General features: G+C 61.4%; 27 protein-coding genes. 9 read left to right on the top strand and 18 right to left on the bottom strand.

What is annotated here, in order from left to right; genetic code table 11:
- Window positions 1–43: 43 nt before the first annotated feature.
- The 5 genes from iolG to I8N66_RS07130 all read right to left on the bottom strand — a co-directional run bounded on the left by iolG (window position 44) and on the right by I8N66_RS07130 (window position 4,394).
- Window positions 44–1,033, bottom strand: coding sequence for an inositol 2-dehydrogenase (iolG, locus tag I8N66_RS07150; protein ID WP_291151466.1), 990 nt, complete (start codon window positions 1,031–1,033; stop codon window positions 44–46).
- Between the two features lies 1 nt (window position 1,034).
- Window positions 1,035–2,051 (bottom strand): Gfo/Idh/MocA family oxidoreductase, encoded by a 1,017-nt coding sequence (locus I8N66_RS07145; protein ID WP_291151463.1) that lies wholly within the window; start codon window positions 2,049–2,051, stop codon window positions 1,035–1,037.
- 113 nt (window positions 2,052–2,164) lie between these two features.
- Window positions 2,165–3,187: a LacI family DNA-binding transcriptional regulator gene (locus tag I8N66_RS07140; RefSeq protein WP_291151460.1), complete on the bottom strand. Its 1,023-nt coding sequence runs from the start codon at window positions 3,185–3,187 to the stop codon at window positions 2,165–2,167.
- 342 nt (window positions 3,188–3,529) lie between these two features.
- Entirely contained in the window at window positions 3,530–3,763 is a 234-nt protein-coding gene (locus I8N66_RS07135) for a hypothetical protein (RefSeq protein ID WP_113540166.1), read from the bottom strand.
- Window positions 3,764–3,950: 187 nt separating this feature from the next.
- Complete coding sequence (locus I8N66_RS07130) at window positions 3,951–4,394, bottom strand: VOC family protein (RefSeq protein ID WP_291151457.1); 444 nt, start codon at window positions 4,392–4,394, stop codon at window positions 3,951–3,953.
- 272 nt (window positions 4,395–4,666) lie between these two features.
- On the opposite strand from I8N66_RS07130, the gene I8N66_RS07125 reads away from it, so the two are divergent.
- Together I8N66_RS07125 and I8N66_RS07120 are read left to right on the top strand one after the other, a co-directional pair.
- Window positions 4,667–7,024 (top strand): Orn/Lys/Arg decarboxylase N-terminal domain-containing protein, encoded by a 2,358-nt coding sequence (locus I8N66_RS07125; protein ID WP_291151455.1) that lies wholly within the window; start codon window positions 4,667–4,669, stop codon window positions 7,022–7,024.
- Window positions 7,025–7,047: 23 nt separating this feature from the next.
- On the top strand, window positions 7,048–7,608 hold the full coding sequence (locus tag I8N66_RS07120) for a GNAT family N-acetyltransferase (protein WP_291151453.1): 561 nt from the start codon (window positions 7,048–7,050) through the stop codon (window positions 7,606–7,608).
- 204 nt (window positions 7,609–7,812) lie between these two features.
- On the opposite strand, the gene phnE (I8N66_RS07115) is transcribed toward I8N66_RS07120, so the two are convergent.
- The 12 genes from phnE (I8N66_RS07115) to phnF form a co-directional block, all read right to left on the bottom strand.
- Window positions 7,813–8,676 (bottom strand): phosphonate ABC transporter, permease protein PhnE, encoded by an 864-nt coding sequence (gene phnE / locus I8N66_RS07115; protein ID WP_291151451.1) that lies wholly within the window; start codon window positions 8,674–8,676, stop codon window positions 7,813–7,815.
- Window positions 8,673–9,587 carry a phosphonate ABC transporter, permease protein PhnE gene (gene phnE / locus I8N66_RS07110; RefSeq protein WP_291151449.1) on the bottom strand — a complete coding sequence of 305 codons (915 nt, stop codon included), beginning with the start codon at window positions 9,585–9,587 and terminating at the stop codon, window positions 8,673–8,675. The genes phnE (I8N66_RS07115) and phnE (I8N66_RS07110) overlap by 4 nt, the downstream gene beginning before the upstream one ends.
- A 76-nt stretch (window positions 9,588–9,663) precedes the next feature.
- Window positions 9,664–10,575, bottom strand: coding sequence for a phosphonate ABC transporter substrate-binding protein (phnD, locus tag I8N66_RS07105; protein ID WP_291151446.1), 912 nt, complete (start codon window positions 10,573–10,575; stop codon window positions 9,664–9,666).
- A 56-nt stretch (window positions 10,576–10,631) separates the two neighbouring features.
- The gene (phnC, locus tag I8N66_RS07100) at window positions 10,632–11,453 is read right to left on the bottom strand and encodes a phosphonate ABC transporter ATP-binding protein (protein WP_291151443.1); all 822 of its coding nucleotides are present in this window, start codon (window positions 11,451–11,453) and stop codon (window positions 10,632–10,634) included.
- A 262-nt stretch (window positions 11,454–11,715) separates the two neighbouring features.
- Window positions 11,716–12,885 (bottom strand): alpha-D-ribose 1-methylphosphonate 5-triphosphate diphosphatase, encoded by a 1,170-nt coding sequence (locus tag I8N66_RS07095; RefSeq protein ID WP_291151547.1) that lies wholly within the window; start codon window positions 12,883–12,885, stop codon window positions 11,716–11,718.
- Window positions 12,872–13,618, bottom strand: a complete 747-nt coding sequence (locus I8N66_RS07090; protein WP_291151441.1) for an ATP-binding cassette domain-containing protein — start codon at window positions 13,616–13,618, stop codon at window positions 12,872–12,874. Before I8N66_RS07090 ends, I8N66_RS07095 begins: the two co-directional genes overlap by 14 nt.
- Before the next feature lie 15 nt (window positions 13,619–13,633).
- Window positions 13,634–14,461 (bottom strand): ATP-binding cassette domain-containing protein, encoded by an 828-nt coding sequence (locus tag I8N66_RS07085; protein ID WP_291151439.1) that lies wholly within the window; start codon window positions 14,459–14,461, stop codon window positions 13,634–13,636.
- A complete protein-coding gene (locus tag I8N66_RS07080) occupies window positions 14,461–15,384 on the bottom strand; it encodes an alpha-D-ribose 1-methylphosphonate 5-phosphate C-P-lyase PhnJ (RefSeq protein ID WP_291151436.1) in 924 nt (307 codons plus the stop codon). The genes I8N66_RS07085 and I8N66_RS07080 overlap by 1 nt, the downstream gene beginning before the upstream one ends.
- Window positions 15,381–16,478 carry a carbon-phosphorus lyase complex subunit PhnI gene (locus I8N66_RS07075; RefSeq protein ID WP_291151433.1) on the bottom strand — a complete coding sequence of 366 codons (1,098 nt, stop codon included), beginning with the start codon at window positions 16,476–16,478 and terminating at the stop codon, window positions 15,381–15,383. Before I8N66_RS07075 ends, I8N66_RS07080 begins: the two co-directional genes overlap by 4 nt.
- Window positions 16,478–17,023 (bottom strand): phosphonate C-P lyase system protein PhnH, encoded by a 546-nt coding sequence (phnH, locus tag I8N66_RS07070; RefSeq protein WP_291151431.1) that lies wholly within the window; start codon window positions 17,021–17,023, stop codon window positions 16,478–16,480. The genes I8N66_RS07075 and phnH overlap by 1 nt, the downstream gene beginning before the upstream one ends.
- 2 nt (window positions 17,024–17,025) lie before the next feature.
- Window positions 17,026–17,484, bottom strand: a complete 459-nt coding sequence (locus tag I8N66_RS07065) for a phosphonate C-P lyase system protein PhnG (RefSeq protein ID WP_291151428.1) — start codon at window positions 17,482–17,484, stop codon at window positions 17,026–17,028.
- Window positions 17,485–17,608: 124 nt separating this feature from the next.
- Window positions 17,609–18,382: a phosphonate metabolism transcriptional regulator PhnF gene (gene phnF, locus I8N66_RS07060; RefSeq protein WP_291151425.1), complete on the bottom strand. Its 774-nt coding sequence runs from the start codon at window positions 18,380–18,382 to the stop codon at window positions 17,609–17,611.
- Between the two features lie 409 nt (window positions 18,383–18,791).
- On the opposite strand from phnF, the gene I8N66_RS07055 reads away from it, so the two are divergent.
- The 6 genes from I8N66_RS07055 to I8N66_RS07030 are packed head-to-tail and all read left to right on the top strand — an operon-like array spanning window position 18,792 to window position 23,865.
- Window positions 18,792–19,835, top strand: a complete 1,044-nt coding sequence (locus tag I8N66_RS07055; protein ID WP_291151422.1) for a transporter substrate-binding domain-containing protein — start codon at window positions 18,792–18,794, stop codon at window positions 19,833–19,835.
- Window positions 19,836–19,864: 29 nt separating this feature from the next.
- Window positions 19,865–20,446 (top strand): hypothetical protein, encoded by a 582-nt coding sequence (locus I8N66_RS07050; RefSeq protein WP_291151419.1) that lies wholly within the window; start codon window positions 19,865–19,867, stop codon window positions 20,444–20,446.
- Entirely contained in the window at window positions 20,443–21,063 is a 621-nt protein-coding gene (locus tag I8N66_RS07045) for a GntR family transcriptional regulator (RefSeq protein ID WP_291151417.1), read from the top strand. The genes I8N66_RS07050 and I8N66_RS07045 overlap by 4 nt, the downstream gene beginning before the upstream one ends.
- Window positions 21,060–21,569 (top strand): protein-tyrosine phosphatase family protein, encoded by a 510-nt coding sequence (locus tag I8N66_RS07040; RefSeq protein WP_291151414.1) that lies wholly within the window; start codon window positions 21,060–21,062, stop codon window positions 21,567–21,569. The genes I8N66_RS07045 and I8N66_RS07040 overlap by 4 nt, the downstream gene beginning before the upstream one ends.
- A gap of 8 nt (window positions 21,570–21,577) precedes the next feature.
- A complete protein-coding gene (locus tag I8N66_RS07035; protein ID WP_291151411.1) occupies window positions 21,578–22,771 on the top strand; it encodes an ABC transporter permease subunit in 1,194 nt (397 codons plus the stop codon).
- Window positions 22,768–23,865, top strand: coding sequence for an amino acid ABC transporter permease (locus I8N66_RS07030; protein ID WP_291151408.1), 1,098 nt, complete (start codon window positions 22,768–22,770; stop codon window positions 23,863–23,865). The genes I8N66_RS07035 and I8N66_RS07030 overlap by 4 nt, the downstream gene beginning before the upstream one ends.
- Before the next feature lie 161 nt (window positions 23,866–24,026).
- On the opposite strand, the gene I8N66_RS07025 is transcribed toward I8N66_RS07030, so the two are convergent.
- Window positions 24,027–24,938: a LysR substrate-binding domain-containing protein gene (locus tag I8N66_RS07025; protein WP_291151406.1), complete on the bottom strand. Its 912-nt coding sequence runs from the start codon at window positions 24,936–24,938 to the stop codon at window positions 24,027–24,029.
- A gap of 171 nt (window positions 24,939–25,109) precedes the next feature.
- On the opposite strand from I8N66_RS07025, the gene I8N66_RS07020 reads away from it, so the two are divergent.
- A partial coding sequence (locus I8N66_RS07020) for an SRPBCC family protein (RefSeq protein WP_291151403.1) occupies window positions 25,110–26,312 on the top strand: 1,203 nt, incomplete at its 3' end.

The following is a 26,312-nucleotide window of genomic DNA, read 5'->3' as shown; positions in this document are numbered from 1 at the left end:
GCGCCAGGGCTTGGCGCGCCTTCCAGAATTGGAGAGCCCCGATCTAGACGGCGACGCGCCTGCCGGTCTTCACCGATTCGACACAGGCATTGGCGAGCTTCAGCGCGATGACACCATCGGTACCTGTCGTCGCCGGCTCGCGACCTTCCTTGAGGGCCGCAATGAATTCGGCGATCTCGCCGGCATAGGAAGCGGTGTAGCGGGTCATGAAGAAGTTCTGCAGCGGCGCGCTCCTATAGCCTTCCGCATTGCCAACAACGACCGTGTTTTCGTGATGGTTCTCCGCCCGGGCGACGCCCAGTGAGCCGTGCACCTCCACCCGCTGGTCATAGCCGTAGGTGGCGCGGCGGGAGTTGGTGATAACAGCCTGCTTGCCCGACGCAGTCTCGAGGATGACAGTTGCGCTGTCGCTGTCCCCTATCTCCTTCAGTTCCGGCTTGACGAGGACCGAAGCATGGGCCGAAACGACGATCGGCTCTTCGCCCAGCATAAACCGCGCCATGTCGAGGTCGTGGATCGTCATGTCGCGGAAAATGCCGCCGGAGCGCGAGGCATAGGAAATGTCGGGCGCGCCCGGATCGCGCGAGGTAATCGTCACCATCTCGACGTCACCGATCCGGCCAGCATCGATTGCCGCACGCACGCCGGCAAAGTTGGGGTCGTAGCGGCGGTTGAAGCCGAGCATCAGCTTTACGCCGGCCTTTCTCGCGATCGACACCACCTCTTCGGCGCGGCCGAGATCAAGATCGACGGGCTTTTCGCAGAAGACATGTTTGCCAGCCCTGGCAAATTTCGCGATGAGATCGGCATGCGTATCCGTCGGGGTGCAGATCAACACGGCATCGACGGACTTGTCCGACGCAATGGCGTCGGCGTCGGACGCCTTGGCGCCGGTTGCAAGAGCCAGCGCCTGCGCGGCGGAAGGCACGGCATCGGCGAGCGCAACCAGTTCCGCGTCGGGGCTGGCAGCGACCGCCTTGGCATGCACCTTCGCGATGCGCCCGGCGCCGATCAGGGCAAGTTTGATCGTCATCTCAGTATCCTTTCACATCAATCCAGGTGCCGTTCCTTGCCGAAGCAAAGACCGCATCCGCGACGGCCGCATTGGCGCGCGCGTCCTTCATGTCGAAATAGGGAACGGCCTCGCCGCGGATCGCCCGGGCGAAGTTGGTCACCTCTTCTTCGTATTGGTCGAGCGCTGGGAACTCGAGCGTATGGATGTTGGAGTTCGCGTGGTCGGCCGAAGTGTCGATCGCGATCGTGTTCGGGCTGACGCGGGAGGGCACATAGGCCTGCGGCAAGGAGATGAAGGCGCGCTCGCAGACGATCTGGATCGACTGGGAGGAGGCTTGCGCCAGCGACACCATGAAGGTCGAGTGTCGCCCGCTGCCGAAATCGAGGATCACCGAGGTGAACATGTCGATGCCGCCGTCATTGTTCTGCGTGGCCGCGAAGACCCGCTCCGCCTCAGCGCCGAAGACGTAGCGTGCAGTCATGGCCGTGTAACAGCCGAGATCGTAATAGGCACCGCCGCCAAATTCCGGCTTCTGGCGGAAATCGGCCTGGTTCGTCATCATGAAGGAGAGGAGCGAGGAGAAGGAAAGCGGCTTGCCGTATTCCTCGGCCGCGAGGATCTCGCGCAGCTTGATCCAGCGCGGCTGCTGGCGGACCATGAAGGCTTCGGAAATTTTCAGCGCCGGATCGACCCCTTCGAGCAGATCGAGGTCCGCGGCCGTCATTGCCGCCGGCTTTTCGCAGAGCACGTGCTTGCCGGCATCCGCGGCCTTGCGGGTCCATTCCACATGGAGATGGTTCGGCAAGGCCACATAGACAGCCTCGACATCCGGATCGGCAAGCACCTCCTCGTAGCTGCCATAGGCACGGGCAATGCCATGTTTGTCCGCCATGGCACGCGCACGCTCTTTACTGCGCGCGCCGATCGCCAGCGGTTCGCACCAGGCACTCTTCGTGAGACCCGGAATGATGGCGCCGTCCGCAATGCGCGCGGCACCAAGAATGCCCCATCGGACGGGGGCAACGATATGGTTCATGGTTGTTTCCTTCCCTGAAGAGGTGCACGCACCTCTTGACGCCGGAAGCATGACGCGACGCCCCTCCGCCGACAAACATCTTGCTGATGGAAATCCATCAGCCGATCGGTTCGTCAGAACGGAAGCGGGTTGGGAAGATTCTCCGGTCCATAGAGCACGATCGGCACTTCCGTTTCGTGCGGATAGGCCGCCTGTTCGGCGCCAAAGAAATCGAAATGCCGGAGAAGCATGTTGACGGCGAGGCGGACCTGCAGTTCGGGGCTCTGGTCGATCGTCAGCGACATCAGGCCCTCCCTGAGGAACGCCGCCGTGTTGCGGGTCAATTCGTGACCGACGAACACTGGACGGCGATGGAGGATATCGGCGCGGATCGCCCGCGCCACACCGATATTCCCGGCACCGACATTGTAGATCGCAACCGTGTCCGGATGCTTTCGAAATGCCTCAAGCAGTTGCAGTTCCGAGCGGACGCGGTCGTCTCCACCTTCGACGATCTCTGCCACGTGCCAGTCCGGCGCTCTTTCCTCGAGGAACTGTTTAAGACCGCGCACACGGTCTGCATGGGATTGAAAGCCGAGATGATTGCAAAGGACGATGACCGATCCCGGCGCGCCCGTCATCCTTGTGATGAAATAGCCGGCCGATCGCCCGGCCCTGTAGTGATCCGTCCCCGCATAGCCAATGCGCGCAGACCCGGGAACGTCGGAGATAACGGTGACGACAGGCACGCTCCGCGCGCTCAGTTCCTCGACCGCAGCATGCACGATCGGGTGATCCTGCATGTAGGAAACAACGGCGTCGCAGCTTGTCTTGACGAGCGCCTTCGCCAGCGTTTCCGGCCTTTCATCTTCAAGCACCGTTCTGTGAATGACGATCGAGCGATCGAGCGACGTGGAGATCCTGCGAAACTCGAACCCCATCCGGGCGATCAGCGGCAGCTCCGGCCGAGCCAGGATCACGTCAATTCGTATCAGACGACGATGCGCCTCCGGCAGCAACCGTCGCAAGCCGAGCTCCTTTGCAGCCTGCAAAACGCGCTTGCTGACCTCCTCGCTGACGTTTCCGCGATCATTGATGACCCGATCGACACTTGCCGTGCCGACCCCGGCCCGTCTGGCGACATCGGAAAACGTCACCCGTTTCCCCTGCCCTTTCGACACCATATTCGCCTCCCCCGCCGACCGCAGCATCATCTCTTCACGGCGATCCAGCGAACATTGCCGCGTTGATTGGAATCAATCAATGCTCCTTCGATCCCTTTGGGCGAAGTGTACGGCTGATCTTAGGGAGGGGCGCGAACTGGCGACCCACTATCCCCGGCGTTCTTCGGGGAGCATCGAGCGGCGCAAGGAAACACCTTCGGCCCAAAGTCGCTTGTTCTTTGGGCCGAAAGCTTGCGTTGCCAAAACGTTATGTCGGGTCCTTGAGGGGCTGCCGTCAGCGGCCCTACTGCGGGATGTCTGGAACCCTGGAAGACTTCACGCAGCTGAGAATTTCACCGTCACGCCGCGCTGCCGGAAATATGCCTGCATCAACTTCCGTCCGGAACGATTGTTCTGAACGAGCTTGGTCGGGTCAAATACAGCCTCTTTCAAGCCCGCCCGCATCAATGCTGCCTTGAGGGTCGCGATATGCACATCGATGTCGGCATTGTCTGCCTGAAGCGATTCGTAAATGCGATCTGTTGCCTCTGCTACGGTCGGTTCGCTCACTCTAAACTCCTGTCGCTGTCTTGCTGGCGCTTACCACACATTTCGGCTTGGCCCTATTTGGTGAACTTTCCCGCGTCAATCGGGTGACGGCAGAATGCGCTGCCGGAAGTGTGCATCGAGGCCATCGAGCAGCCTCTCTCCGGTCGCCCGATACCTTTGTGTTGGGTTCGATAACCACTTCGCGCCATCAACTGCCATGAGGTGTTTGCTCAAGCTCAAGCACGTTTCCCTCTGGATCGCGCGCATAAGCGATCAGATACGGTCTGTCCGGAGTCCCGAAATCCGTAATTTGGCCGATCTGCGCCCCGCCAGCCTGGATGATTTTCGAAAGCGCGTCACGAATATCTTCCATCTGGAACGACAAGTGTCCGAAACCGGGTTCATTGACCCTTGGCTGGTCACGATGATGGGTGACCGTATGCTCATGAATCTCCAGAAAAGGGTGTTCCAGTCCGGAGAATCTCAACCAGATTGTACGTATCTCGGAGTTTGAAAGCCCGTTTCCTCGCGACACCTTTTCACCGGACAACATCTTGGGTGCGCGAAGCAAATCGCATTTCATGACGTCCATGTAGAAGGTTGCGAGCGCTTCCGCATCGCGGGCTACCAGGTTGATGTGAGCAAGCTTCATGGCGTTCGGCATCCTCGTCTCTGGGCAAGAATATCGCTTGGTTGAGGGCTATGAAAGGAGCCTCCTCTGGGCAGAAAGCCGGCCAGCGCCTCAAGAAGAGGCGCGAAACCACCTGCATCGTCCCAACCCGGGGGCGAAATACCTTCAAGCTGCCGATCACGCAGGCGGCGATCGTTCTGCAGCGCAAAGATCCCGGATTAGGAGGGCCACCGTCACAACATCGTCACGAAACGCACGAACAACTCGCTTCCGTGTAAATGGCGGAGGCTCAGATGGATTACTTCAGACGCTTCACCTTTTTGTTCGCGACACCAGCCTTCGATAACGAGGATCTCGAAGGGGCCCGGTATAAGCAGATCGTCGAGGAGATCGAGCGGTCCGGTTTCGAGGTGGTCCGTGCGCGTAATCTCGAAGACGCCGAAATCGCCGTCCAGACGGATGCAGCCATCGGCTGCATGATGGTCGACTGGGGCAAGAAGGGCATGGAAGGCAAGACGGCCTCCCTCATCAATCTGATGCGCCGGCGCGGTCTCGAATTCCCGATCATTCTCCTGATAAGGCGCAAGCGCTTCGAGGACGTGCCCGTCGAAGTGCTCGATTTCATCGACGGCTATGTCTTCCTGTCCGAGGAGACCCCTGCCTTCATCGCGAAAAACCTCATCAGTCGCCTCAAGCAATATGCCGAGACGATGAAGACACCATTCTTTGGCGCGCTGGTGGATTACGCCGAGGAAGGCAACCAGCTCTGGACCTGCCCCGGCCACAACGGCGGCGTTTTCTATAGCCGCAGCCCGGTCGGCCGCGTGTTCATGGAGCATCTGGGCGAAGCGGTTTTCCGCGACGATCTCGACAACTCCGTGCTCGATCTCGGCGATCTCCTGACCCATGAAGGTCCAGCCCTTGCCGCCCAGAAGGAAGCCGCCAAGATTTTCGGCGCGGAGAAGACCTACTTCGTCCTCAACGGCACCTCGACCTCCAACAAGGTCGCTCTCTCCGCCCTCGTCACCGATGGCGATCTGGTGCTCTTCGACCGTAACAATCACAAGGCGGCCCATCACGGCGCCCTGATGATCTCGGGCGGTATCCCGGTCTATGTGCCGACAGCCAGAAACGCCCATGGTCTGATCGGTCCGATGGATTTCGGCGCCTTGAACGAAGAGACGCTACGGGAGCGCATCCGCACCCATCCGCTGGTCAAGGACCCGGATGCCTGGCAGAAGCCGCGCCCGTTTCGGGTAGCGGTGGTTGAGCAGTGCACCTATGACGGCACGATCCACAATGCCGAGATGATCCTGAAGGCCATCGGGCATCTGTGCGACTATATCCTGTTCGACGAAGCCTGGGCGGGCTTCATGAAGTTTCATCCGCTCTATGCCGGACGTTTTGCCATGGGTCTTGGCGAACTCGGACCCGAGGCGCCGGGCATCATCGCCACGCAATCCACGCACAAGCAGCTTGCAAGCTTTTCCCAGGCGTCGCAGATCCACATGAAGGATCGGCACATCAGCGGCCAGAAGCGCCGGGTCGAACACCGGCGCTTCAATGAAAGTTTCATGCAGCACGCTTCGACCTCGCCCTTCTATCCCCTCTTCGCTTCCCTTGACGTCGGAGCGCAGATGATGAAGGGCCGTTCTGGCGAGGTTCTATGGGACGATACGATCCGGCTCGGCATCGAACTCCGCAAGAAGATACGGACAGTGCGCCGGGAGTTCGAGGAAAAGGAACGTCGGCCAGAGCGCCGCTGGTTCTTCGAGCCCTTCGTGCCGGACCGTGTGGCCATGCCGGATGTGGCAAGCCCTGGAGCGGTACACGACGTGCCGTGGGAGAGCGTCGCCACCGATCAGCTCGCCACCAATCCGGCCTTCTGGCACCTCACCCCAGGGGCTGCGTGGCACGGCTTTTCCGACATGGCGCCGGGCTTCGCGATGACCGACCCCAACAAGCTTACGCTGCTCACTCCCGGGTTTGACAGGGCAACCGGCAAATATGCTGAGCACGGCATTCCGGCGCCGATCGTCGCGCAATACCTGCGCGAGAACCGGATCGTCGCGGAAAAGAACGACCTGAATTCCCTGCTTTTCCTGCTCACGCCCGGCGTCGAGGCAAGCAAGGCCGGCACGTTGATCAGCGGCCTTGTCGCTTTCAAGAAGCTACACGACGACAATGCGCTTCTCGAAGAGGCAATCCCGGAGTTCTATCGACGCCGACCCGGTCGTTACGCCGGCGTGCGCCTGCGGGACCTGTGCGGCGACATGCATCGCTTCTTCCGCGACGCCAATGTCAGCGCGCTGCAGGCCAAGCAGTTTTCTGAGGCACACCTGCCGGATATCGCTCTTTCGCCCCACGACGCCGCACGCTGCCTTGTGCGCAACGATGTGGACTTTCTGCCGATCGACGCCATCGCCGGGCGGATCGCAACGACGCCTTTCGTCGTCTATCCGCCTGGGATCGCGACCATCGTGCCGGGAGAGCGGCTGACCGAGCGCGCGCAGCCGATGATCGACTACCTCAAGATGTTCGAAGCCTGTTTCAACGCGTTTCCCGGCTTTGACGTCGAGATTCAGGGCCTCTACCGTCAAACCGACTCATCGGGCCGCATACGACTTCATACCTATGTGGTCGCCGAATAGGATCGAGGAGCTTCGGATCCCTTATGCCGCAGGATGAAACAATCGTCATTCGCCCGTCGCGGGAAAGCGACGTCGATGCCATGCTGGCCATCTATCGCCGGCACATCCGTCGCGGCATCGAGGAAGGTGTAGATGAAGGCGACACGCCGCAACCCGACGACCTGCGCGAGCGGCGGAAGAACTTGAAGAGCCGCCGCTTCCCGCATCTTGTCGCAACCAAGGACGACGCAGTGGTCGGCTACGCCTACGTCGTTCTGTTTCGCAAGCGACCAGCCTACCGCTACACCGTCAAGCACTCGATCTATGTTCATCACGAGCATCACGGCCAAGGCGTCGGCCGCCTGCTCCTGCGCGGCCTCATCGACGCCTGTGCCGCGGCAGGCTTTCGCCAGATGATCGGCTATATCGACGCCGACAATGTCGCCTCGCTCACCCTGCATGAGCGATTCAATTTCGTGCGCGTCGGCCTGCTGCCCGGGATCGCCTACCGCTACGGACGCTGGGCCGACAGCGTCATGGTTCAGCGTTCGCTCGGCACAGGCTCGACGACGCCGCCACCTCCCCCGCCCCTCTCCACGCGTTGACGATTCTGGGACCGGTGGTCGGCGTCCCCGCAGACCGGCGGAGATCCCGTTGGGGCGACCAGGAGTCACCGCGCCGGAAATCGGGACGCAACCTGCCGGTCTTAACGAATGCCTGATCGTTCCAACGGCTTTGGTTCAGGAGACGTCAATGCGAGCGTCGTATTTCGCCGGCGGCAAGCGTTGCCATGCGGACAACGCGTTCCTTCACCGCCCCGCAGCGCCCAGCCGACGCCGCAGTGACGCGGAGGCGAGGTCGATCAGATAGACCATGGCCACGATCAGGAAAATGATCGACCAGGCCTCTGGCCAGCGAAAGGCATGCATGCGGTCAGCGAGAAGGAAACCGATGCCGCCCGCACCGACGACGCCGAGAATGGTGCCCGAGCGAACGTTGGATTCGAAATTGTAGAGAATGATCGAGAGGATGACCGGCAGGGCTTGCGGCACGATCCCGTAGCGGATCGCCTGCATGGTGCTGCCACCGCTGGCCTTCACACCATCGACCGGCTTTCGTGACGTATTCTCGATTGCTTCGGCAAACAGCTTGGCAAACGTGCCGATCTCAGAGACCGCGATCGCGAGGATACCGGCCAGCGGACCGAGCCCGAAGGCACGAATGAACACCAGCGCCAGGATGATCTGCTCGACCGCACGCAGTGCATCGAATCCCCGGCGGGAAAACAGCCGCAGCCAACCGAACGGCATGATGTTCTTTGCGCCGAGCAGCGCGAGCGGCAGCGAAACGGCAGCGCCAAGCAAGGTGCCAAGGAATGCCATCACGATCGTCTGGCCAAGCCCCTCCAGCACCTCGTTCCACTCCACCCAGGTCGTCCAGACGTGTGGGGGGAACATGAAGGCAATAATGCCGCCGAGCCGCGATAGCCCTTCTGCAAACCGGGCTGGCGTCGCATCGAAAGCAACCGCGCTAAAGGCGAACGGGATCAACAGCGAGACAACGATGATCCAGGGCGCAAGGCGGCGGATGAGCGGCCGTTCGAATGCGCCACGCAACCGAGCTTTGGCGTCCTTGACCATGTTCGTTTCGAGAGGAAGGTCCGCGTCGCTCATGCCCAATGCTCCGTGATGCCGATGATGCGGTGACGCAGGCGTTCGCTCAGGAAATCGATAACGGTCACACTGACCAGGATGATGACGAACAGCGCCGAAAGGTCCGTGTATTCCTGCAGCGACATGGCCGTGCGGATCTCCTGACCAAGACCGCCAGCGCCGACATACCCGATGATCGACGATGAGCGGACATTGATCTCGAAGCGCAGGAGCGTGTAGCTGATGACGTTCGGAATGACCTGCGGCACGGCGCCGTATCGCATTTGCTGCAACCAGCTTCCGCCGGAGGCCTTGATGCCATCGAGCGGGCGCATGTCTATATTCTCGTTGACCTCGCAATAGAGCTTGCCCAGCGAACCGCATGCATGCAGGCCGATGGCAAGCACCCCTGCAAGCGGGCCAACCCCGAAGCAAAAGACGAAGATCAACGCCCAGACCAGTTCAGGCACGGTCCGGATGATCTCGAGATAGCGGCGGACGGCGATCGACAGCCATCCGGCCGGGCTCAGGTTACGAGCGGCAAGAAAACTCAGAACGAAGCCGCCGCAGACGCCCAGAACGGTGGCAGCATAGGCGATCAGGATCGTCTCCCAGAGCAACGCGAGCCAGGTTTTCCAGCGCCAGAACCATTCTGCAAGATCCGCACCAAGCGTCGAGAACCGCAAGGTCGGGATGGTTTTTTCCAGGTATTCCCCCAGCCGCGGCAAGCCGGCCCAGAGCTTCAACATCGCCACCCGCTCGCCCGAGGGCAAGGTGACGTCGGTGAAGGCGAAGAACCCGCCCAGGTAAGCCGAAACCACCACAAGGGCAGTGAACACCAGCGTCGAGGCAAGTTGAACCCGCCGCGCGCTTCTCCGCACCTCGCGATATTCGGTCTCGAAATTTCGGATTGAAGGGGAGAGATCGCTCATGCGCTTGACCAATAATGCTCTATCAAGAAAGGCAGCACCGGAGCCTTCCGGTGCCGCCTCGTATCATCGGCAGTGATCAGCCCTGGCGGCGCTGCTTGCGCAGCCAGTCGCGCATTTCGACGATCCACTGATAGCGATCGTGGCTGACTTCGATGTAGCCGTCGGCGGTCTCGTCGCCGGAGGTGATCTCCTTGTAGACGGCCGGGTCGTTCTTAGGCAGCTCACGCAGAGCGGTCTTGACGGCCTCGATCAGGTCGGCCGGCAGGTTCTTGCGTGCCGTTACCGGACCGTTGGTGATCTCCGGGGACTTCCAGATGTTGCAGATCTCGCCGGCCGGGATCATTCCCTTGGTCACCATGCGCTGCGGAATGCCGCTCTTCTCGGTATTGATGTAGGTCGCGGTCGCGTCAAACTGCTTGTTGAAGACGCCCATTACACCGGTTTCATGCGCGCCGGAGAAAGGCACGGCCGAAAAATAGGTGGTCGGATCGATGCCCTCCTTTACGAGGTTGAAATAGGGAACTGCGTAGCCGGAGGTCGAGTCCGGATCGGCAAAGGCCAGAACCTTTCCCTTCAGGTCAGCGAGCGACTTATAGCCAGAATCACAGCGCACGCTGATGACGGAGTAATACCCGCTGGCGCCTTCCTTATCGACCTGAGCCAGGATCGGTTCGACGCCGCCCTTGGTTTCGGTGTAGGCTGCTGCATAGGCCGACGAACCCAGGTTTGCGAATTCGATCTGGTCGGCGGCGAGCGCCTGGACCACGCCATCATAACTGCCGGCCGTAAAGATCTCGACCTTCACGCCGAGCTGCTTTTCAAGATAGGCCGTAAAGCCCTTGTAACGGGCGACACGATCCTTTTCATTTTCCGCTGACGTGATGCCGTAGCGGATGGTCTTGTATTGCTGTTTCCATTCCTGCGCATGCGCGGAACCCGAAAGCGCAAACACGGCCGTTGCGGCCATCGTCATGAGGACGTTCTTCATCATAGTTCTCCGGGGATGGATCACGGCTCGGCGCCATTGCCGAAGCCGAGGGGAAATCAGGCCACCGCCATCTGCTTCTCATGCTGATCGGCAAGGGAAGGAATGGCGGTCGATGTCACGGCTTCATCGATCGCGGAATCGGCATCGTCGAAACCGTAAACGGCGTTGAGGCGTTCGCGCGTCAGATCGTGCGGCCGTCCCTCGAACACGACGCGGCCGGCCTTCATCGCAATAATGCGGTCGCAGTAGGCGCGGGCCGTGTCGAGTGTGTGCAGGTTGACGAGAACGGTGATCCCGTCCTCCCGATTGACCTTCCGTAACGCTTCCATGACGCGGGTGGCGTTGGCCGGATCGAGGGACGCGATCGGCTCGTCGGCCAGCATGATCTCCGGCCGCTGCACGAGCGCCTTCGCGATCGCCACGCGCTGCTGCTGGCCGCCTGACAGAGTGCCGGCCTTCTGGAAAGCCTGCGACAAGAGGTCGAGGCGATCAAGCGCCTGCACGGCCATCGCCTTCTCTTCCTCTGTAAACCGCTTGATGATCGTCGATACGACGCCCTGATGGGCCACTCGACCAATCAGCACGTTGGTCAGCACGTCCATGCGCTCTACCAGATTGAACTGCTGGAAGATCATCGCGCACGACGCTCGCCAAAGACGGAGGTCACGCCCTTTAAGCTTCGTGATATCGCGACCCCCAAACAGGATCTTGCCGTTCGTGGGTTCCACCAGCCTGTTGATCAGTCGAAGCAGCGTTGATTTTCCTGCTCCGCTTCGCCCGATCACCCCGACCATCTGACCGGGTTCGATCGTCACGGTCACGTCGTCGACTGCATTCAGCTGCCCGAAAGACTTCTTCAGCGAGTACAGTTCCAGCATCTTCTTCACCCAAAAATGAAGTAATCACTTCGTCCAGTGCGAAAGCGCGAAATATCGCGCCTTTCTTCTGATTGTCTTCAATACAGAAAGCACATGACAAATGTATTATAGCGTCTATTTTTTTGGAAAATGATTTTATACAACTCAACAATCATCCGATACATTCAAATGAATTTCGGTATTATTAGAATTTCATCCCGAAACAAAAAGCCGGGCATACTTGCCCGGCTTCCCTGAAACTTGCAGATGATCCTGTGGCCGATCACGCGGCCGCTTTGGCTCCCACCGTCACCGCGCCGTCCGACCACACCTTCCGGCCACCGCAGATGGTCGCACGAAGCCTCGGCATCCTGCCGCGTTCCGCAATGACCAAGTCTGCCCTCAGCCCCTCGCAAATGTGGCCACGATCCGTCATTCCGAGCGCGGCGGCAGGGTTGGCACTGGCAAGCGCTACGGACGCAGGCAATCCCCCCTCGCCCATCTCGCCAAGCGCCAGAACCGCGGGCAAGATCGCCGACGGGTGGTAGTCGCTGGCGAGAATGTCCAGCACACCGGCCGCGAAGGCCTCGCGGGCCGAGAGGTTGCCGGAGTAGGAAAGTCCGCGCAAGGCATTCGGAGCTCCCATCGCCGTCGCGAGGCCGCGCCGCCGCGCTTCGGCCGCGACTTCCAGCGTGATCGGGAATTCACTGATCGCCGCACCGAGACCGTGCAAAAGCGCCACCTTTTCCAAGGTGTCGTCATCGTGAGAGGCAACGACGACGCCCCGCGCACGTGCCAGTTCGGCCAGACCGCTGACGACATGCATGGCATCGCCGTGCGTCTCCCGTTCGGCAATGCGCTGTTTGACCATTTCGACGGCCGTGGCGTAGTCGATCTTCTTGGTCTTGGCCATGTTGCGGGTGTGGATTTCAAGGTCGCGGTATTGGCCCTGCCCGGGTGTATGGTCCATCAACGAGATCAGTCCGAGAGAGCCGCTATCCATCAGCTTTTCGGCAACGGCGACCGCCGATGGAAATGTGACTTCGAAGCGGGCATGAACCCGATGGTCGACGAGCAGCTCGCTGCGCATCGAAGCCAGCGCCTCGATGATGGCAATGGTGTTCTCCAGCGAACGGACGTGGCCGTAAGTCGCTGGAGTGAAGGCCAGCGCCGCGTAAGCCGTGGTAATGCCGTTGGCCGCGAGCTTCTTGTCGAGGTCATAGATACCGAGTTCGAGCGGCATGCGGACGTTGGCGCGCGGCTCAACCTCCTTCTCGATCATGTCACCATGAATATCGATAAACCCGGGCAGCAAAAGCCGCCCTTCCCCGTCGATATCCGCATTGGCCACCGGCCTTTCGTGGATTTCGGCAATCACCCCATCTTCGATCCTCAACGAACCCCGTTCGATGACACGGTCCCTGAGAACGATCTCGAAGTCACTCAGCCACATCGTCTGCCTCATCTGCAATCCTGATCGTTTCCAAATGTATTTCCCGATCGATCAGACCGGCGACATCTTCCGGATGATGGAAGACCCCGATCATCGCCACGCCCGCGGCCTTGAGTTCAGTCAGCCGCTCGACGAGCGCGCGTCGGGCCGTGCGGTCGAGGGAAGCGGTCGGCTCATCCAGCAGCAAAAGCCGTTGCGGCAGGATCAGCGCCCTCGCAAGGTTCACCTTCTGCTGTTCGCCGCCCGAAAATGTCGAGGGATAGGCTGGCCAGAGCTGCGGCTTCACCCCGAATGCGGCGAGCCAGCGGCGGGCTTCCGCCAGTGCTTCTGCATGCGACGTCCCGGCAAGCCGCAACGGTTCAGCCACCAGCTCCTCCGCCGCAACGCGCGGTCGGGCATTGAGAAACTGCGTGACGAAGCCGATTTCCCGACGGCGAAGAAGCGCCACGTCGACGTCTGCGGCCGACGCAAGGTCAATGACGCCTTCCTTCGTGTGATAGTAGGCGTGCCCCGCGCGCGGCAGGTAGGACCGATAGAGCGTGCGAAGCAGTGTAGACTTGCCAGCCCCGTTTTCGCCCTTCAGCAGAATGAACTCGCCTTCGCCGAGCTCGAAGGCGATCTGTTCGAAGGCAAAAAGGGTGCGCTTCAGATGATGCATCTGGAAGTGCTTCGACAGGCCCTCGACGCGAAGTACAGGAGCCGGCGTCGGCGTGGCGGACGTATGGATATTCATCTTCTAATCCCCCACTCAAAGCTTCGCGTGGACGAGTTGCTGTGTGTAGGCGTGCTGCGGATCCTGAAAAATCTGGTCAGCAAGCCCCTGTTCCACAACCTCGCCCCGGCGCATCACCATAACGCGGTCCGCCATTGTCCGTATGACACCCAGGTCGTGCGAGACGAGAACCATGGTGATGGCCCGGTCGCGCTGCAGCTTCTTGAGTGTATCGAGAACGAGTGCCTGGATGCTGACATCGAGGCCCGTAGTCGGTTCATCGAGAAGCAACAGTGCCGGTTCGAGCGCGATCGCCTTTGCAAGCTGAACGCGCTGCTGCATCCCGCCGGAAAGCTCGACGGGACGCGCATCCATGCGCGCCAGCGGGAACTCGGATGCTTCCAGCGCTTCCCTGGCGCGGGCCCGAAGGGCTGCAAAGTTGCGCTCCCCGGCAATCAGCAGCCGCTCGGCGACATTGCCGCTGCTGCTGTTGCTCATCAGCAGTCCGAGATGCGGGTTTTGATAGACGATACCGATATGGAGCGCCCGCAGTATCCGCCGCTGGAAACGATCGAGGCAAAAGAGGTTGCCGTCATCACGACCTGGCAACGCCAGATGATAGGTGCCTTGGTCGGGCGTATCTTCAAGGTTCATCATGCGCAGCAACGTCGATTTCCCTGAACCGGATTCACCGACGATGCCAAGCACCTCACCCGGATAGACCGCGACATCGACGTCGACCAACGCTCTGACATCGCCGAAGCTGCGGCTGATGCCGCGCATGCTCAGAATCGGATCTGCCGTCATCAGCCGTGGCGGCTGATATTGAATGGCCGACTGGCCATCAAAGAATGTGGAGGGCATCAGTCCATCCTTCCATTGTTGTACCAGGTTGCGCCGATGTTCACCGGCTCACCTTCAGACTTGCGTATGTTCTTGATGCCGAAATAGCTGTCGGACAGTTCATAGCGGGACGTGCCGTCTTCCTGCGGAAGCTCGTTCATGAAGAAGCCGGTGACCTCGCTGCGGTGGCAGGTCTTGTCCTGATGATCCTCGACCCGATAGGGAACATCGTCGAAGACGAGCGGCTCGACGCTGGTGTAAGGCGGCACGGCGAAGATGCGTTTCTCGCGACCGGCCGACAGGATCGTCAAATGGTCGGCCTGATCAAGCTTCGGCACGTCCCAGCGCGGAATGGGTGACGGCGTCATCACATAGCGGCCGTTGACCATGCTCGGATAGCTCGACCCCTGCATGATGCGCCCGGATTTGACGAGCTGCTCGTAGAGCACCAGCCAGAGCTGGCCATAGTCGGCGTCCCCATGCATTTCGCGCGCGATCGACATGTCCGGCTGGACAGGCCGCAGCGGCTCCGGATTGGGGACTTGCAGGACGAGGATCTGATCCTCGCGCATCTTCTCCTCGGGAATGCGATGCCGGGACTGGATGAGCGTCGCCTTCTCGGTATCGCTCGTCTCGGTGGCGCCCCCCACCTTGCCGAGGAACTTGCGGATGCTGCTCGCATTGACGGAATCGTCGGCCCCCTGATCGATGACCTTCACCGCCGAATCCGGCTTCAGGAGCGTCAGCGTCACCTGCAAGCCACCCGTTCCCCAGCCACGGGCGATCGGCACGTCGCGGCTGGCATAGGGGACCTGGTAGCCGGGAACCGCGATCGCCTTCAGAAGGCGTCGACGGATTTCCCGCTTGGCAGATTCGTCGAGGAAGCCGTAGTTGAAAGCCGCCCAAGGCTTTGTCAGTTCCTTCAGTTTAGCGTTGGACTTCACGACACGACCTCATCTTCTCTTGCCTCGTTTTCCGTCTTCGATTTGACCTTCGCCGTCGCTTGCGCGCGGTCGGCCGTAACCCGGCGCAGCGCGTCGAGGCTCGACTGGAAGGTGACGTAGTGCGGCAGCTTGAAGTGAATGCAGAACCCGGAGCTTTCCACCGGTTCCGTGTGATAGAGCACGAACTCCTCGTTGGAGGCCGGATGTGGATTGGGCTGGTTGGAAGCAAGGTCGAGGGTCGCAGCAGCGATCACCTTCACCTCGTTCCAACCGAAGGTCGCCGAGAAGCCGAGCTCGAGGCCAGTGGCAGCCTTCGAGATCACCTCCGTCTGACTGACCCTGATGCGGCCAGCGGAAAAGACTGTGCCGCGCGGATGCCGCATGCGCACCGGTGCTTCGGCAAGCCGCAGCTCGTTGACGGTCGGGTGCACCGAACCATAGCCGCGCATGGTGGCGTAACCGAGTGCGAGCGTGCCGCCGGTATCGGCGCGGGCAAGCGACTGAAGCTTGTGAGCGCGACTTGCCGGGAACAGCAGCGGTTCGCGGGTAACGTCGGGAATTTCCTCCGGCTGTACCGGCTCTGCCGGATGATCCGGTATCAGCCCCTGCATCTTCTGCCAGGCGGCCAGCGACGGCTGCGTGGCCGGCGCAGGTTTCATGGCATCCTCGACCGCCGGTGCTGCATAGTCCTCACCGCCCAGAACGCCGACCTCCAGGAGGCGATGCGAGTAGTCGAGCGTCGGACCGAGGATCTGTCCCCCCGGAATATCCTTGAAGGCCGCAGAAATGCGCCGCACCGTGAACAGATCCGGCTGCTCGACCGGCTCGGCCACGGCAAGCCGTGGCTGCGTGGTGCGATAGGCACGCAAAAGCAGCACCGCCTCGTAAAGATCTCCACCGGACTGCGCCAAGGCCAAGGCCGCCAGGTCCGGCTCGTAGAAGGAAGCTTCACCCATGACGCGGTCGACCAGGTATGGCAGACCATCGCGCACGGCATCGACCCGCGCCTTGGTGATCGTGCCGAGGTCTTCCCGGTAGAGCCGTTCGGATTGCTCTATGGCGCGCTCACCGCCCCTTGTTGCCACATAGGCCATCACAGCACCTCGATTTTGGTTGAGCGGGGAATGCCGATCAGCCGGTCACCATCCAGAAGAAAGAGATCCCAGCCGAGTGGATAACGGAGCGACTTCGCGCGCATGGACCAGAAAGACGGATGAATACCGTCAACCTCGATCGTCAGGGTGTCACGAACGCCGGGGCCGGACAGGCGCAAGGCCTGACCGGAACCAAAACGGGCGGTCGCAAAAAGCGTCGCGGCTTCGTCCGGGTAGGACAACGAACCGATCTTCAGCGCGGCAAGCGCTGCCACGCCTGTCTCCGCATCAATGGGCGCGAAGACGTAGTCGGCTTTGTCGATCGCAGCAGGTTTTGAACCCGTCAGAGTGATCAGGTCCGAAAGTACTCTGTCGGTTTCGGCGTGGAAACTGCATTCGCGGTCGATCAGGCTTTCGGCAACGGCATTGAAACCAGCGGCCGGAAGGCGCCGTTCGATACCGGGGCGGGCGATCCCCCACATCAGTTCCTCGAAGACTGCATTGGTGCGAACGTCGTCAACGGTCGGTGTGATGGCGAGCGTCATGATCAGAAGGTCTCCATCTCTACGCGTGTAGCCTCGACCTTGCGCAGCCGCGCCCGGTCGGCCTCATCCTGTTGCGCGCATTCCGCATCGAGGCAGGCAAGAATCTGTTCGCGGGAAAGCCCGGCGGCAATCGCCGCATCGATCACGGCAACGCTCATGGCATGTTCGAGATCGCGGCCCACAACGGCGCCATATCCTTCGACACCATGCGAGGGCACGCGAATATGCGCCTCCGCCATCAGCACTTCGCCCAGATGGAAGGCCGTGCTGCGAACCGTATCGACGAAGGGCAGCATGGCCAGCCCCGTGCGATTGACGAGGACCGAAACCTCGCCCAGCGCATCCAGCACCTGTTCGGCGCAGTTCTTGATAGGGTCCGGTCGTCCCGCAGCCAGAATGCTCAGGATTTCGTCATGGCGGTAATGGCCGATAACTTTGTCCGTTTCTCTCACGTCGCTCATCGTTCTTTCTCTGATAGTCCTCGAATTTCGCAGGAGTACCTCCACCAAGGCAAAGACCTCGGAGGTGCTCCCACCCATTGTTTTTCGCCGAACGCAAACCGCTGCGGCACTTGCTGGTATCGCTTCAGGTATCCCCGCCCTCGTCAGCGGGTTGCTCGTCGTAATCGACAACGAACTGGATACGCTCGCCCGCCCACACGACTTCCGAGTAGCCGATAGGATTGCCGGCCATATCGACGTCGACCTTCTGGACGACGAGCACCGGCTGCTCCTCCGATTGCGCGAGCAGGCGCGCTTCCTCGCCAATCGGCAGGCGGGTGAAGATCATGGTGCGATGGCGCAGATAGTCGGGAATGCCGAAGTCCCTGTAGATCTCGGTCACTGAAACGCCCTGGCCACGGCGGATATGCATGTTCGGGAAGCGCGCCACCGGGTGGTAGGCGCGACTGACGGTGATCGGCACGTCGTCGGCAAAACCGCGACGCACGATCATATAGACCGCATCGCCCTCGGCGATGCGCAGCGAAGATGCGACCACCGGCGGTGCCGCTATCTCAAGCTCCTCGACCGGCTGGCCGGAGGGAACGCGGCCCTGCTCCTTCAAGTTCCTGCTGAACCGGGTCCGTCGCGCGATGTTGTAGCGGATGACGGATTGCTCCTCCACGAAGGAGCCCCGCCCCTGCTCCACCCGCACCTTTCCGGCCGCAGCGAGTTCGGCTATCGCGCGGCGAACCGTATGCCGACCGACGCCGAAGCGCTCCATCATCTCCGTCTCGGTCGGCAACCGGGCACCCGCCGCAAGAGCGCCGGACGTGATATCCCGATTGAGCTGTTCCTCGACGGTTTGCCATTGGCCCCATTTGGATCGGACCGCGATATCCTCAGTCATCTTTATCATTCGAATGACTCCTGAATTCATTCGGATGACACGATGTGTAACAGCCCAGAGTGACAGTTGTGTGTAACTCGAACAGGCTTTCCCTCGCAGCGATCACTGGCTGATGGGCAACGGAGTAGCGTTCCATCTTTTCAGACGGTTGGCATATCCTCGATCTTGGTTCGGCCCCTTTGGCTAGGTCCCTCGTGGCGTTACAGCCGGCGCATATCTGGCCGACCGCCTGCATGCCCAACGGCGCGAACCCGAACCGCTGAGCAAGCGGTCCTCCTCCGCCACTCACTCGGTCGAGCGCCGATAGTCGACGCAATACTATTCTGTCCCGTCCCCGTTGACAGCAGGAAAGGCCGCCTCTACGTTACACATGTATACAGGTATAGCTGTCTTTACCTGATTGAGGAGGGGAAACATCATGCTTCGGTCTTATCTCGCGGCAGCGCTCGCCTGCGCCGCCGGTCTTGCCATTACGTCCCAGGCTCAGGCGGGTCCGGTTTTTGATGAGGTGGTCTCTGGCGGCAAGCTCGTCTGCCTGGTCAGCCCCAGTGCGCCGGGCTTTTCCGTGCCCAACAGCGCCGGCGTCTTCCAGGGCTTCAATGCCGATTTCTGCCGCATGGCGGCCGCCGCCATCCTCGGCGATGCGAGCAAGGCGGATATCCGCGGCATCGGCTTTTCCGACTCGCTGAAGAGCCTGGTCTCCCGGCAAGCGCACATGGCTTCCCGCTCGGTCACGGAAACCGGAACGCGCTCGGCCGATCCCGGCCTCGCCTGCGTCGCGACCACATTTTATGACGGCCAAGGCTTCATGGTGCCGAAATCACTGGGCGTGAAGTCCGCTACGGAATTGAAGGGCGCAACGATCTGCGCCGAGGACGGTTCGACGACACTGCTCAACATCGCAGACTGGTTCGCCGCCCAAGGCCTTGCCTACAAGGTCGAAAACATCGCCGACAAGACCGCACGCCTGCAGGCTTTCTTCGCCGGCAAATGCGACGCCTACGCCTCCGACATGACTGCGCTTGCCGCCGACCGCCGCCTGGCCAAGGTTCCCGACGACTACGAGCTCCTGCCGGAGATCATCTCCGCCGAACCGCTGACGCTGGTGACCCAACCGGACGAAACGCTGGAAAAGGCAGTGCGCTGGGCATTCCAGGTCATGTTGAACGCCGACGAACTGGGCATCAATTCGACCAATGTCGATGCCGCCATTGCCGATCTCGACAAGCAGCCGAAGGCCGTACAGCGTCTTTTCGCCAAGGACGGCGCGACCGCGGACATGGCCGCCAAGATGAAGCTGCCCGCCGACTGGGCCTACCAGGTGATCAAGCAGGTCGGTTCCTACGGTGAAATGTACGACCGCCATCTTGGTCCTGCGACGCCCTTCAAGCTCAAGCGCGAAGGTAGCCAGAATGCCTCGACCAGCAAAGGTGGCCTGATGTACGCCTATCCGATACGGTGAAGAGAGCGGCCAGAAGGAGGAACGGCGGCGTGGCGGATGTAGACGATCTCATATCCATCCGCGCCACCGTCGATTGCCCCGGCGGCGGACGCCTCGTGACCCTCGGCGCGCCCGGTGTGACGATCAATCCTCGCGGTGAGATCTGGGTCGATCCCGAGGGGATTGACGAGACGCTCGCCGCGCTTTCCGCCTGCGGGGCCGGTCTTTTCCTGTTTCTGGCGCGCGACGGTGACTGCCCACCCGGCTTCCGCGCCCTGCTGCGCAGGCGCGTCCGGCAGAGAGGCATCGCGTTTGCGGCCTTGCCGATCGACGATTTTTCCGCACCCGGCGCGGCGTGGATGCAGGCGTGGCGGCGGCTGGAAGGGCGGGTTTCGGCCCTGCTGACCGGGGACAGGGCGATCGCACTGTGCTGCAGCTACGGCGCCGGGCGTAGCGGCATGGTCGCAGCGCATATTCTCAATGCACGGGGCCTTTCGGTCGAAGAGGCCCTGTCTATGGTGCGCCGGGCCTTTCCGGAATCGGTCGAGAGCCCGCTTCAGGAAGCCTGGCTGCACAACCAGAACAACGGCCGCGCGGATGCGGGCCAAATCACAGGAAAGGGGAAAGCGTGAGCTTGCCGCAAACATCGAGATCCGGTCCGCCCCGTTCGGAGGACATGCTGCAGGAGTTGCGCTTCCGCATCTGCACGACCCACCCCGATACGCCGATGATGCTGCACGAGGGCAAGCTGGCGCAGGAGTTTGGCGTCAGCCGCACCCCGATCCGCCAGGTCCTGCAGCGCCTTTCCTTCGAGCATCTCCTCGAAACACGCTCAGGCGTCGGCACGGTGGTAAGCCCTCTCGATCCCGCCCAGCGCAACCTGCATTTCTCCATGCTGTCGGACATGCTGAACCTTTGCACGCGCTGCTGCGCGCCGAATTTCGCCATGTCCGCCCGCATCCAACTCGCCACGATCGGCGAACTTGCGGCCAACCCCGGCGAGGCGCTCGTCGAAAGCTACTTCGCCATCCGCGCCCGGCTCCTTGAGCTTGTCTCCGGCCTTGTGCTCGATCCGATTGCCGCCGAGGCCCATGCCGCCCTGCACTGGCGCGTGATCCGCTGGCGCATGCAGGCCGCACATGAGGATCTCGAGGCCGCCTTCGCCGCGCTGCGTGTGACCGTGACGGCAGTTTCGACGGCGCAGACGCCGGCCTACCTTCTCTCGGAGCTCGCAGCGGAAACCGCATGACCGATACACATTTCCTGCGCCCCCTCCGGCTGCCGTCAGGCATTGCCGGCACACTCTGGCTCGGGCCGATGCCCGGCCGCCTGCGCCCGTTCGCCGACGACATGGACGACCTGCGTGCACACGAGATCACCCGCATCGTCAGCCTCACTCCGCATGCGGAAATCGAGGAGAAGGCGCCCGGCTACGCTGCTAGCCTCGCCGAAGGGATGGACATTGCCGTCGTTCGGTTCCCGATCACGGATTTCGGCGTGCCGGGGGACGAGGCCGGACTCTTCGCCCTCGCCGGCGAAACGGCGCGGTCGCTGTCCACCGGCGACAAGGTCTTCGTCCATTGCGCGGCCGGCATAGGCCGCACCGGCACTTTCGCCATCTGCATTCTGCGTGCTTTCGGCCTCGATGTGGCGGAGGCCACCGCCCTTGTCGCCACCGCTGGCTCCGGACCGGAGACCGAGGCGCAGAAGGCGCTGGTCGCCCGCTTTGCCCTGCCTGTCGAAACCAATCCCTGAGCGCCTCCATGGACCGGAAACTGCAAACTCCTCAAGCCCCGCAGGACGGTCCCCCCAAGGTGGGGCCTGCCGTTTCTCTGGCCGATATCGCTGTCGGCCTTGCGATCCTCGCGGCCTTCGCCGCCATCGCCTTCAACGTCCATTCCAACATGCTCGCGGCCGGCATCCGGCCGGGCTTTGCCTTCCTCTCCCAGCAGGCCGGTTTCGATCTCAGCGAAACGATCATCCCCTATGGGGCGAATGACACCTATCTGCGGGCGATCCTCGCCGGCCTTGCCAACACCGTCGTCGTCGCTGTCGCGAGCCTCGTCATTGCATCGCTCGCCGGCCTTCTGCTCGGCTTACTCAGCGTCAGCACATCGCCCGTCGCACGCTACTTCGCGCTGGCCTACATCGAACTTTTCCGCAACCTGCCGAAGATTCTGGTCCTGCTGATCATCTTCGTCGCCGCAGTGAACGGGCTGCCTACCGTCCGACAGGCGCTGGTGTTCGGCCCCTTCACGATTTCCAACCGGGCAATCTACCTGCCCTGGCTTTCGCAAGATCCACGCAATACGCTCTGGCTCTTCGCCAGCCTCTTTCTCGTTTGCGTGCTCATCTGGCTGTGGACGCGCCACGCCTCCCGCCGCCAGGCCCTCGCCGGCCGTCGCCTGCCGGTCTTGCCGGTCGCGCTTGCCCTATGCGTCGCGGTGCCGGCTGCGCTTGCCGTCGCGCTCAACGCACCGCTCGGGCTCTCCTGGCCGGCACTTGCAGGATTTTCGGTGGAGGGCGGCGTCGCCCTTTCCATCCAGTTCTGCACCGTAGCCGTCGCGCTCGGCCTTTATCACGGCGCGCAGATCGCCGAGGTGCTGCGCGGCGGCATCGAAGGTGTTGCGAAGGGCCAGATCGAGGCCGCGGCGGCGCTCGGCCTCAAGAGCGGCCAGACCACCTGGCTCATCGTTGTGCCCCAGGTGCTGCGGACCGTCGTTCCGCCTCTCAACAATCAGTTCGCCAATCTCCTGAAGAACACTTCGATCTCGATTGCCGTCGGCTATTCGGACCTCATGTCGGTCGCCGGCACCGCAATCAACCAGACCTTCCGGCCATTGGAAACCATGCTGATCACCATGTCGATATACCTGTTGCTCTGCCTTGCGCTCACCGGCGTACTGAACCATTGGAACGCCCGCACCCGCGCCCGGGAAGGGAGGGGCGGACGATGAGCGGCATGACACAATCGATCGGCTTCGGCCGGCTTTCCGCCTGGCTGCTGAGGCAGCTTTCCCGACCGGGCGCAAGCCTCCTGTCGCTCGCTAGCGGCTGCCTCGTGCTGGTCATCCTGTGGGCCATTGTCGACTGGCTCGTCCTCTCAGCCGTGCCACCACTTGCCGATCCGGCCGGATGTGCCGAGGCGGCAGGCGCCTGCTGGCCCTTCTGGGCGGAGAAGTCCCGTTTCATCCTGTTCGGCACCTATCCGTTCGACGAGCAGTGGCGACCGATGCTCGCCTCGCTGCTGCTACTCGGCCTTTCCATCGCCACCGGTCAGATGGCTGTCAGCGGGCGCTGGCTGGACATGAGGCTCTTCGCCGGGTTCTGGCTGGCGGGCATGGCCGCGTCCTTCACGCTGATGGGCGGGGGCATCCTCGGACTCGTTCCGGTCGATGCCACCAAGTGGAATGGCCTGCCGATCCTCATCATCCTTTCCACCATCGCGCTGGCCCTCGCCCTGCCGGTCGGGGTGCTGCTCGCACTCGCCCGTTACCAGACGCGCCATCGGCTGCTGCACCGCGCCGCAGGCGCCTATGTCGAGATCATGCGTGGAGTGCCGATGGTGACGCTGCTGTTCGTCGGTGTATTCGTACTGCCCTTGACGCTCCCCAAGGGCATGGCCATCGATCCGATCGTGGCGGTCCTGATCGCCCTCGTCTTCTTCCATTCTGCCTATTTCGCCGAGGATGTGCGAAGCGGCCTCATGGCGCTGCCGGCCGGCCAGCATGAGGCTGCCTCTTCGCTTGGCCTCGGTTTCTGGCAGACCGCCCGTCTCGTGCTCCTGCCACAGGCGACCGAGCGGGCCATGCCCGCATTGGTCAACAGCACCATCGGCGCCTACAAGGATACCTCCCTTGTCGTGATCCTCGGCCTGCACGATCTCAGCGCCACCGCGCGCATGGCGTTCAGCGATGTCGCCTGGGGCAATCAGGCGCTGGAGGCCTATGTCTTCGTTGGCGTCTGGTTCCTCATCTCCTGCTCATACCTTTCCTGGATTGGCCGACGGCTTGCCGCGCAGAGCGCGAAGGCCCGGCGTCGGAGCGACTGACGTCCACGTCGAAGCGACCCTCTCTTGCAGCGCGCAGGTGCTGCGGCGGAGACGAGCGTAAGTCGTTGATAAGAGAGCGTTATCTCCCTCTAGGAAAATTGCGGACCAATGGGAGCAGGAGACGGCATTGGCAGGCGAAGCATATGCGAATGCAGCACTGATCAAATCGCCTCCGTTGAACTGTCTTTCAGCCATCGAACGAAGGTGCTTGCCGCGGCGTTGCCTTGTCGGCGATGCGGAAGGACGACGAAATATGCGTTCCTGGTGGCAACCGATGCTTCGGTCACACGAACCAGGCTGTTCTGGTTCAACAGGTTTTCGACCAGGCGCTTCCAACCGAGCGTAATTCCCTGCCCATTGAGCGTCGCATAGATGGCTTCGGTGTAAAAACTGCAGCGCATGCCCGAAGGCTTCGGGGGAAGTTTGACCGAGAATTCGGCAAGCCAATCGCGCCATCCGGTCCAGGTGGGATCATCCGTGTCGTTGGTGATCAGCGGATGGCGCACAAGTTCCTCGATCGAAGCGATCGGGCCATGCTCTTGCGCGTAGTCGATGCTGCAGATCGGGAAGATCTCGTCGTGAAACAGAAGCTCCGCCTGTCCGTCGAGCCAGGCTCCATTGCCATATCTGATGGCAATGTCCACCTCATCATTGTCGAGACTGGCAAGTTTGTCCTGGGTGATAATGCGTAGCTTGATCTCGGGATGGGCACGCGAAAAAGAGGCGATGCGCGGCAGCAGCCAAAAATGCGAAAACGAGATCGTCGCGCTGATCGCGAGTTCGTTGCTGCTATCCTGCGCGGTGATATCCGCAAGCGTATCGGCAATCAGATTGAGCGCCTGCGTGCTTGCCGATGAAAGCGCCTTACCCTTCTCCGTCAATTCGACCCTGCGGTGCAAGCGCCGAAACAAGGGGCTGCCGACCGTTTCCTCGAGAAGATGAATCTGGCGGCTGACGGCAGCCTGCGTGACGCCGAGTTCGCTCGCCGCGCGGGTAAAGCTCGACAGGCGAGCGACAGCCTCAAACGTCGTCAAAGCGGTCAAAGGAGGAAGCTTTCGACGCAAACTGACCATGCGAAGTCGCCTTCTGTTTCATCTCCCGCGCGGCATGACAAACGATCACTGCGCACCTGAAAACAGGACGTTCACGCATTACATATCGTTATGTCAACGCTGAATATTAATGCCGTTGAGAGCATGGTTTTTTGCGCACATAGATTCTCCAGATTTAGATGAGGAGAAATTATGTTACAGAAGCTCCCACCGTCCGTTTCATCCCTGCTCGATGACCGGATCGACGGTCACTCGCTGCCAGCCGGCCTCTATACGCGAGAGGACGTGTTCGAGGCGGATCTGGACGTATTTTTCCGCAAGCACTGGATCTGCGTCGGACTTGAATGCGACGTCCCGGAAGCAGGTGACGCTGTCGTTGTCGATGTCGGCAACAGCAGCCTGATCCTGCTGCGCGATGATGATGGGGAAATTCGCGTCGTCCATAATGTCTGTCGCCATCGTGGCTCCAGGCTGCTCGATGCGGGTCCGACCATCGTTTCGAAGCTGGTCTGCCCCTATCATCAATGGACATACGAGCTCTCGGGCGAGCTTAGCTACGCACCCCACATGGGCACCGATTTCGACAAAAGCTGCAAGAACCTCAAGCCCATCGCCTTCAAGTCCATCGGCGGTCTGATTTACGTCTGTCTTTCCAACAATCCTCCGCAGGATGTCGATCGCCTCGAACAGGTGATGGCAGAACGGCTCGCGCCCTACGATATCAGCAACGCAAAGATAGCGTTCCAGTCGGATGTCATCGAGCAAGGCAACTGGAAGCTCACGATGGAAAACAATCGCGAGTGCTACCATTGCTCGGCCAATCACCCCGAACTCTGTGTTTCCTTCGTCGATCTCGACTTCGGCTTCGATCCTGAAAGTCTCAGCCCCGAAGATCAGGAGACGGCAAGGCAGCACCAGGCTCTCTACGAGGAACGCACCAGGCGCTGGGAGGCCGATGGCTACCCCTCGGCAGCCGTCGAGCAACTCGTCGACTGCGCGACGAACTTCCGGACGCAACGGCTGATCATTTCAGGCGCCGGCGAGTCCCAGACAGCAGACGCTACCGCCGCATCCGCCAAGCTCCTGGGCGCGATGACCCGCAAGGATCTCGGCGACATGCATCTGTGGGGCCACAACAGCTGGAACCATTTCATGGGCGACCATGCGGTCGTCGCGATCGTCATTCCCTTGTCAGCGGGCAGGACGCTCGTGAGAACGAAGTGGCTCGTCCACAAGGATGCGGTCGAAGGCGTCGACTACGACCTGGAGAAACTGACGAACGTCTGGATTGCAACGACCGAGCAGGATGCCGAACTGGTGGCACGCTCCCATGCCGGCACATTGGATCCCGCCTATGAGCCCGGCCCCTACTCTCGCTTTTCCGAAACGAACCTC

The organism is Ensifer sp. SSB1, from assembly GCF_016652895.1.
Lineage (GTDB): Bacteria > Pseudomonadota > Alphaproteobacteria > Rhizobiales > Rhizobiaceae > Ensifer.
Note: the sequence above shows the minus strand (reverse complement) of the source record. Positions and strands in the feature narration are given on the sequence as shown.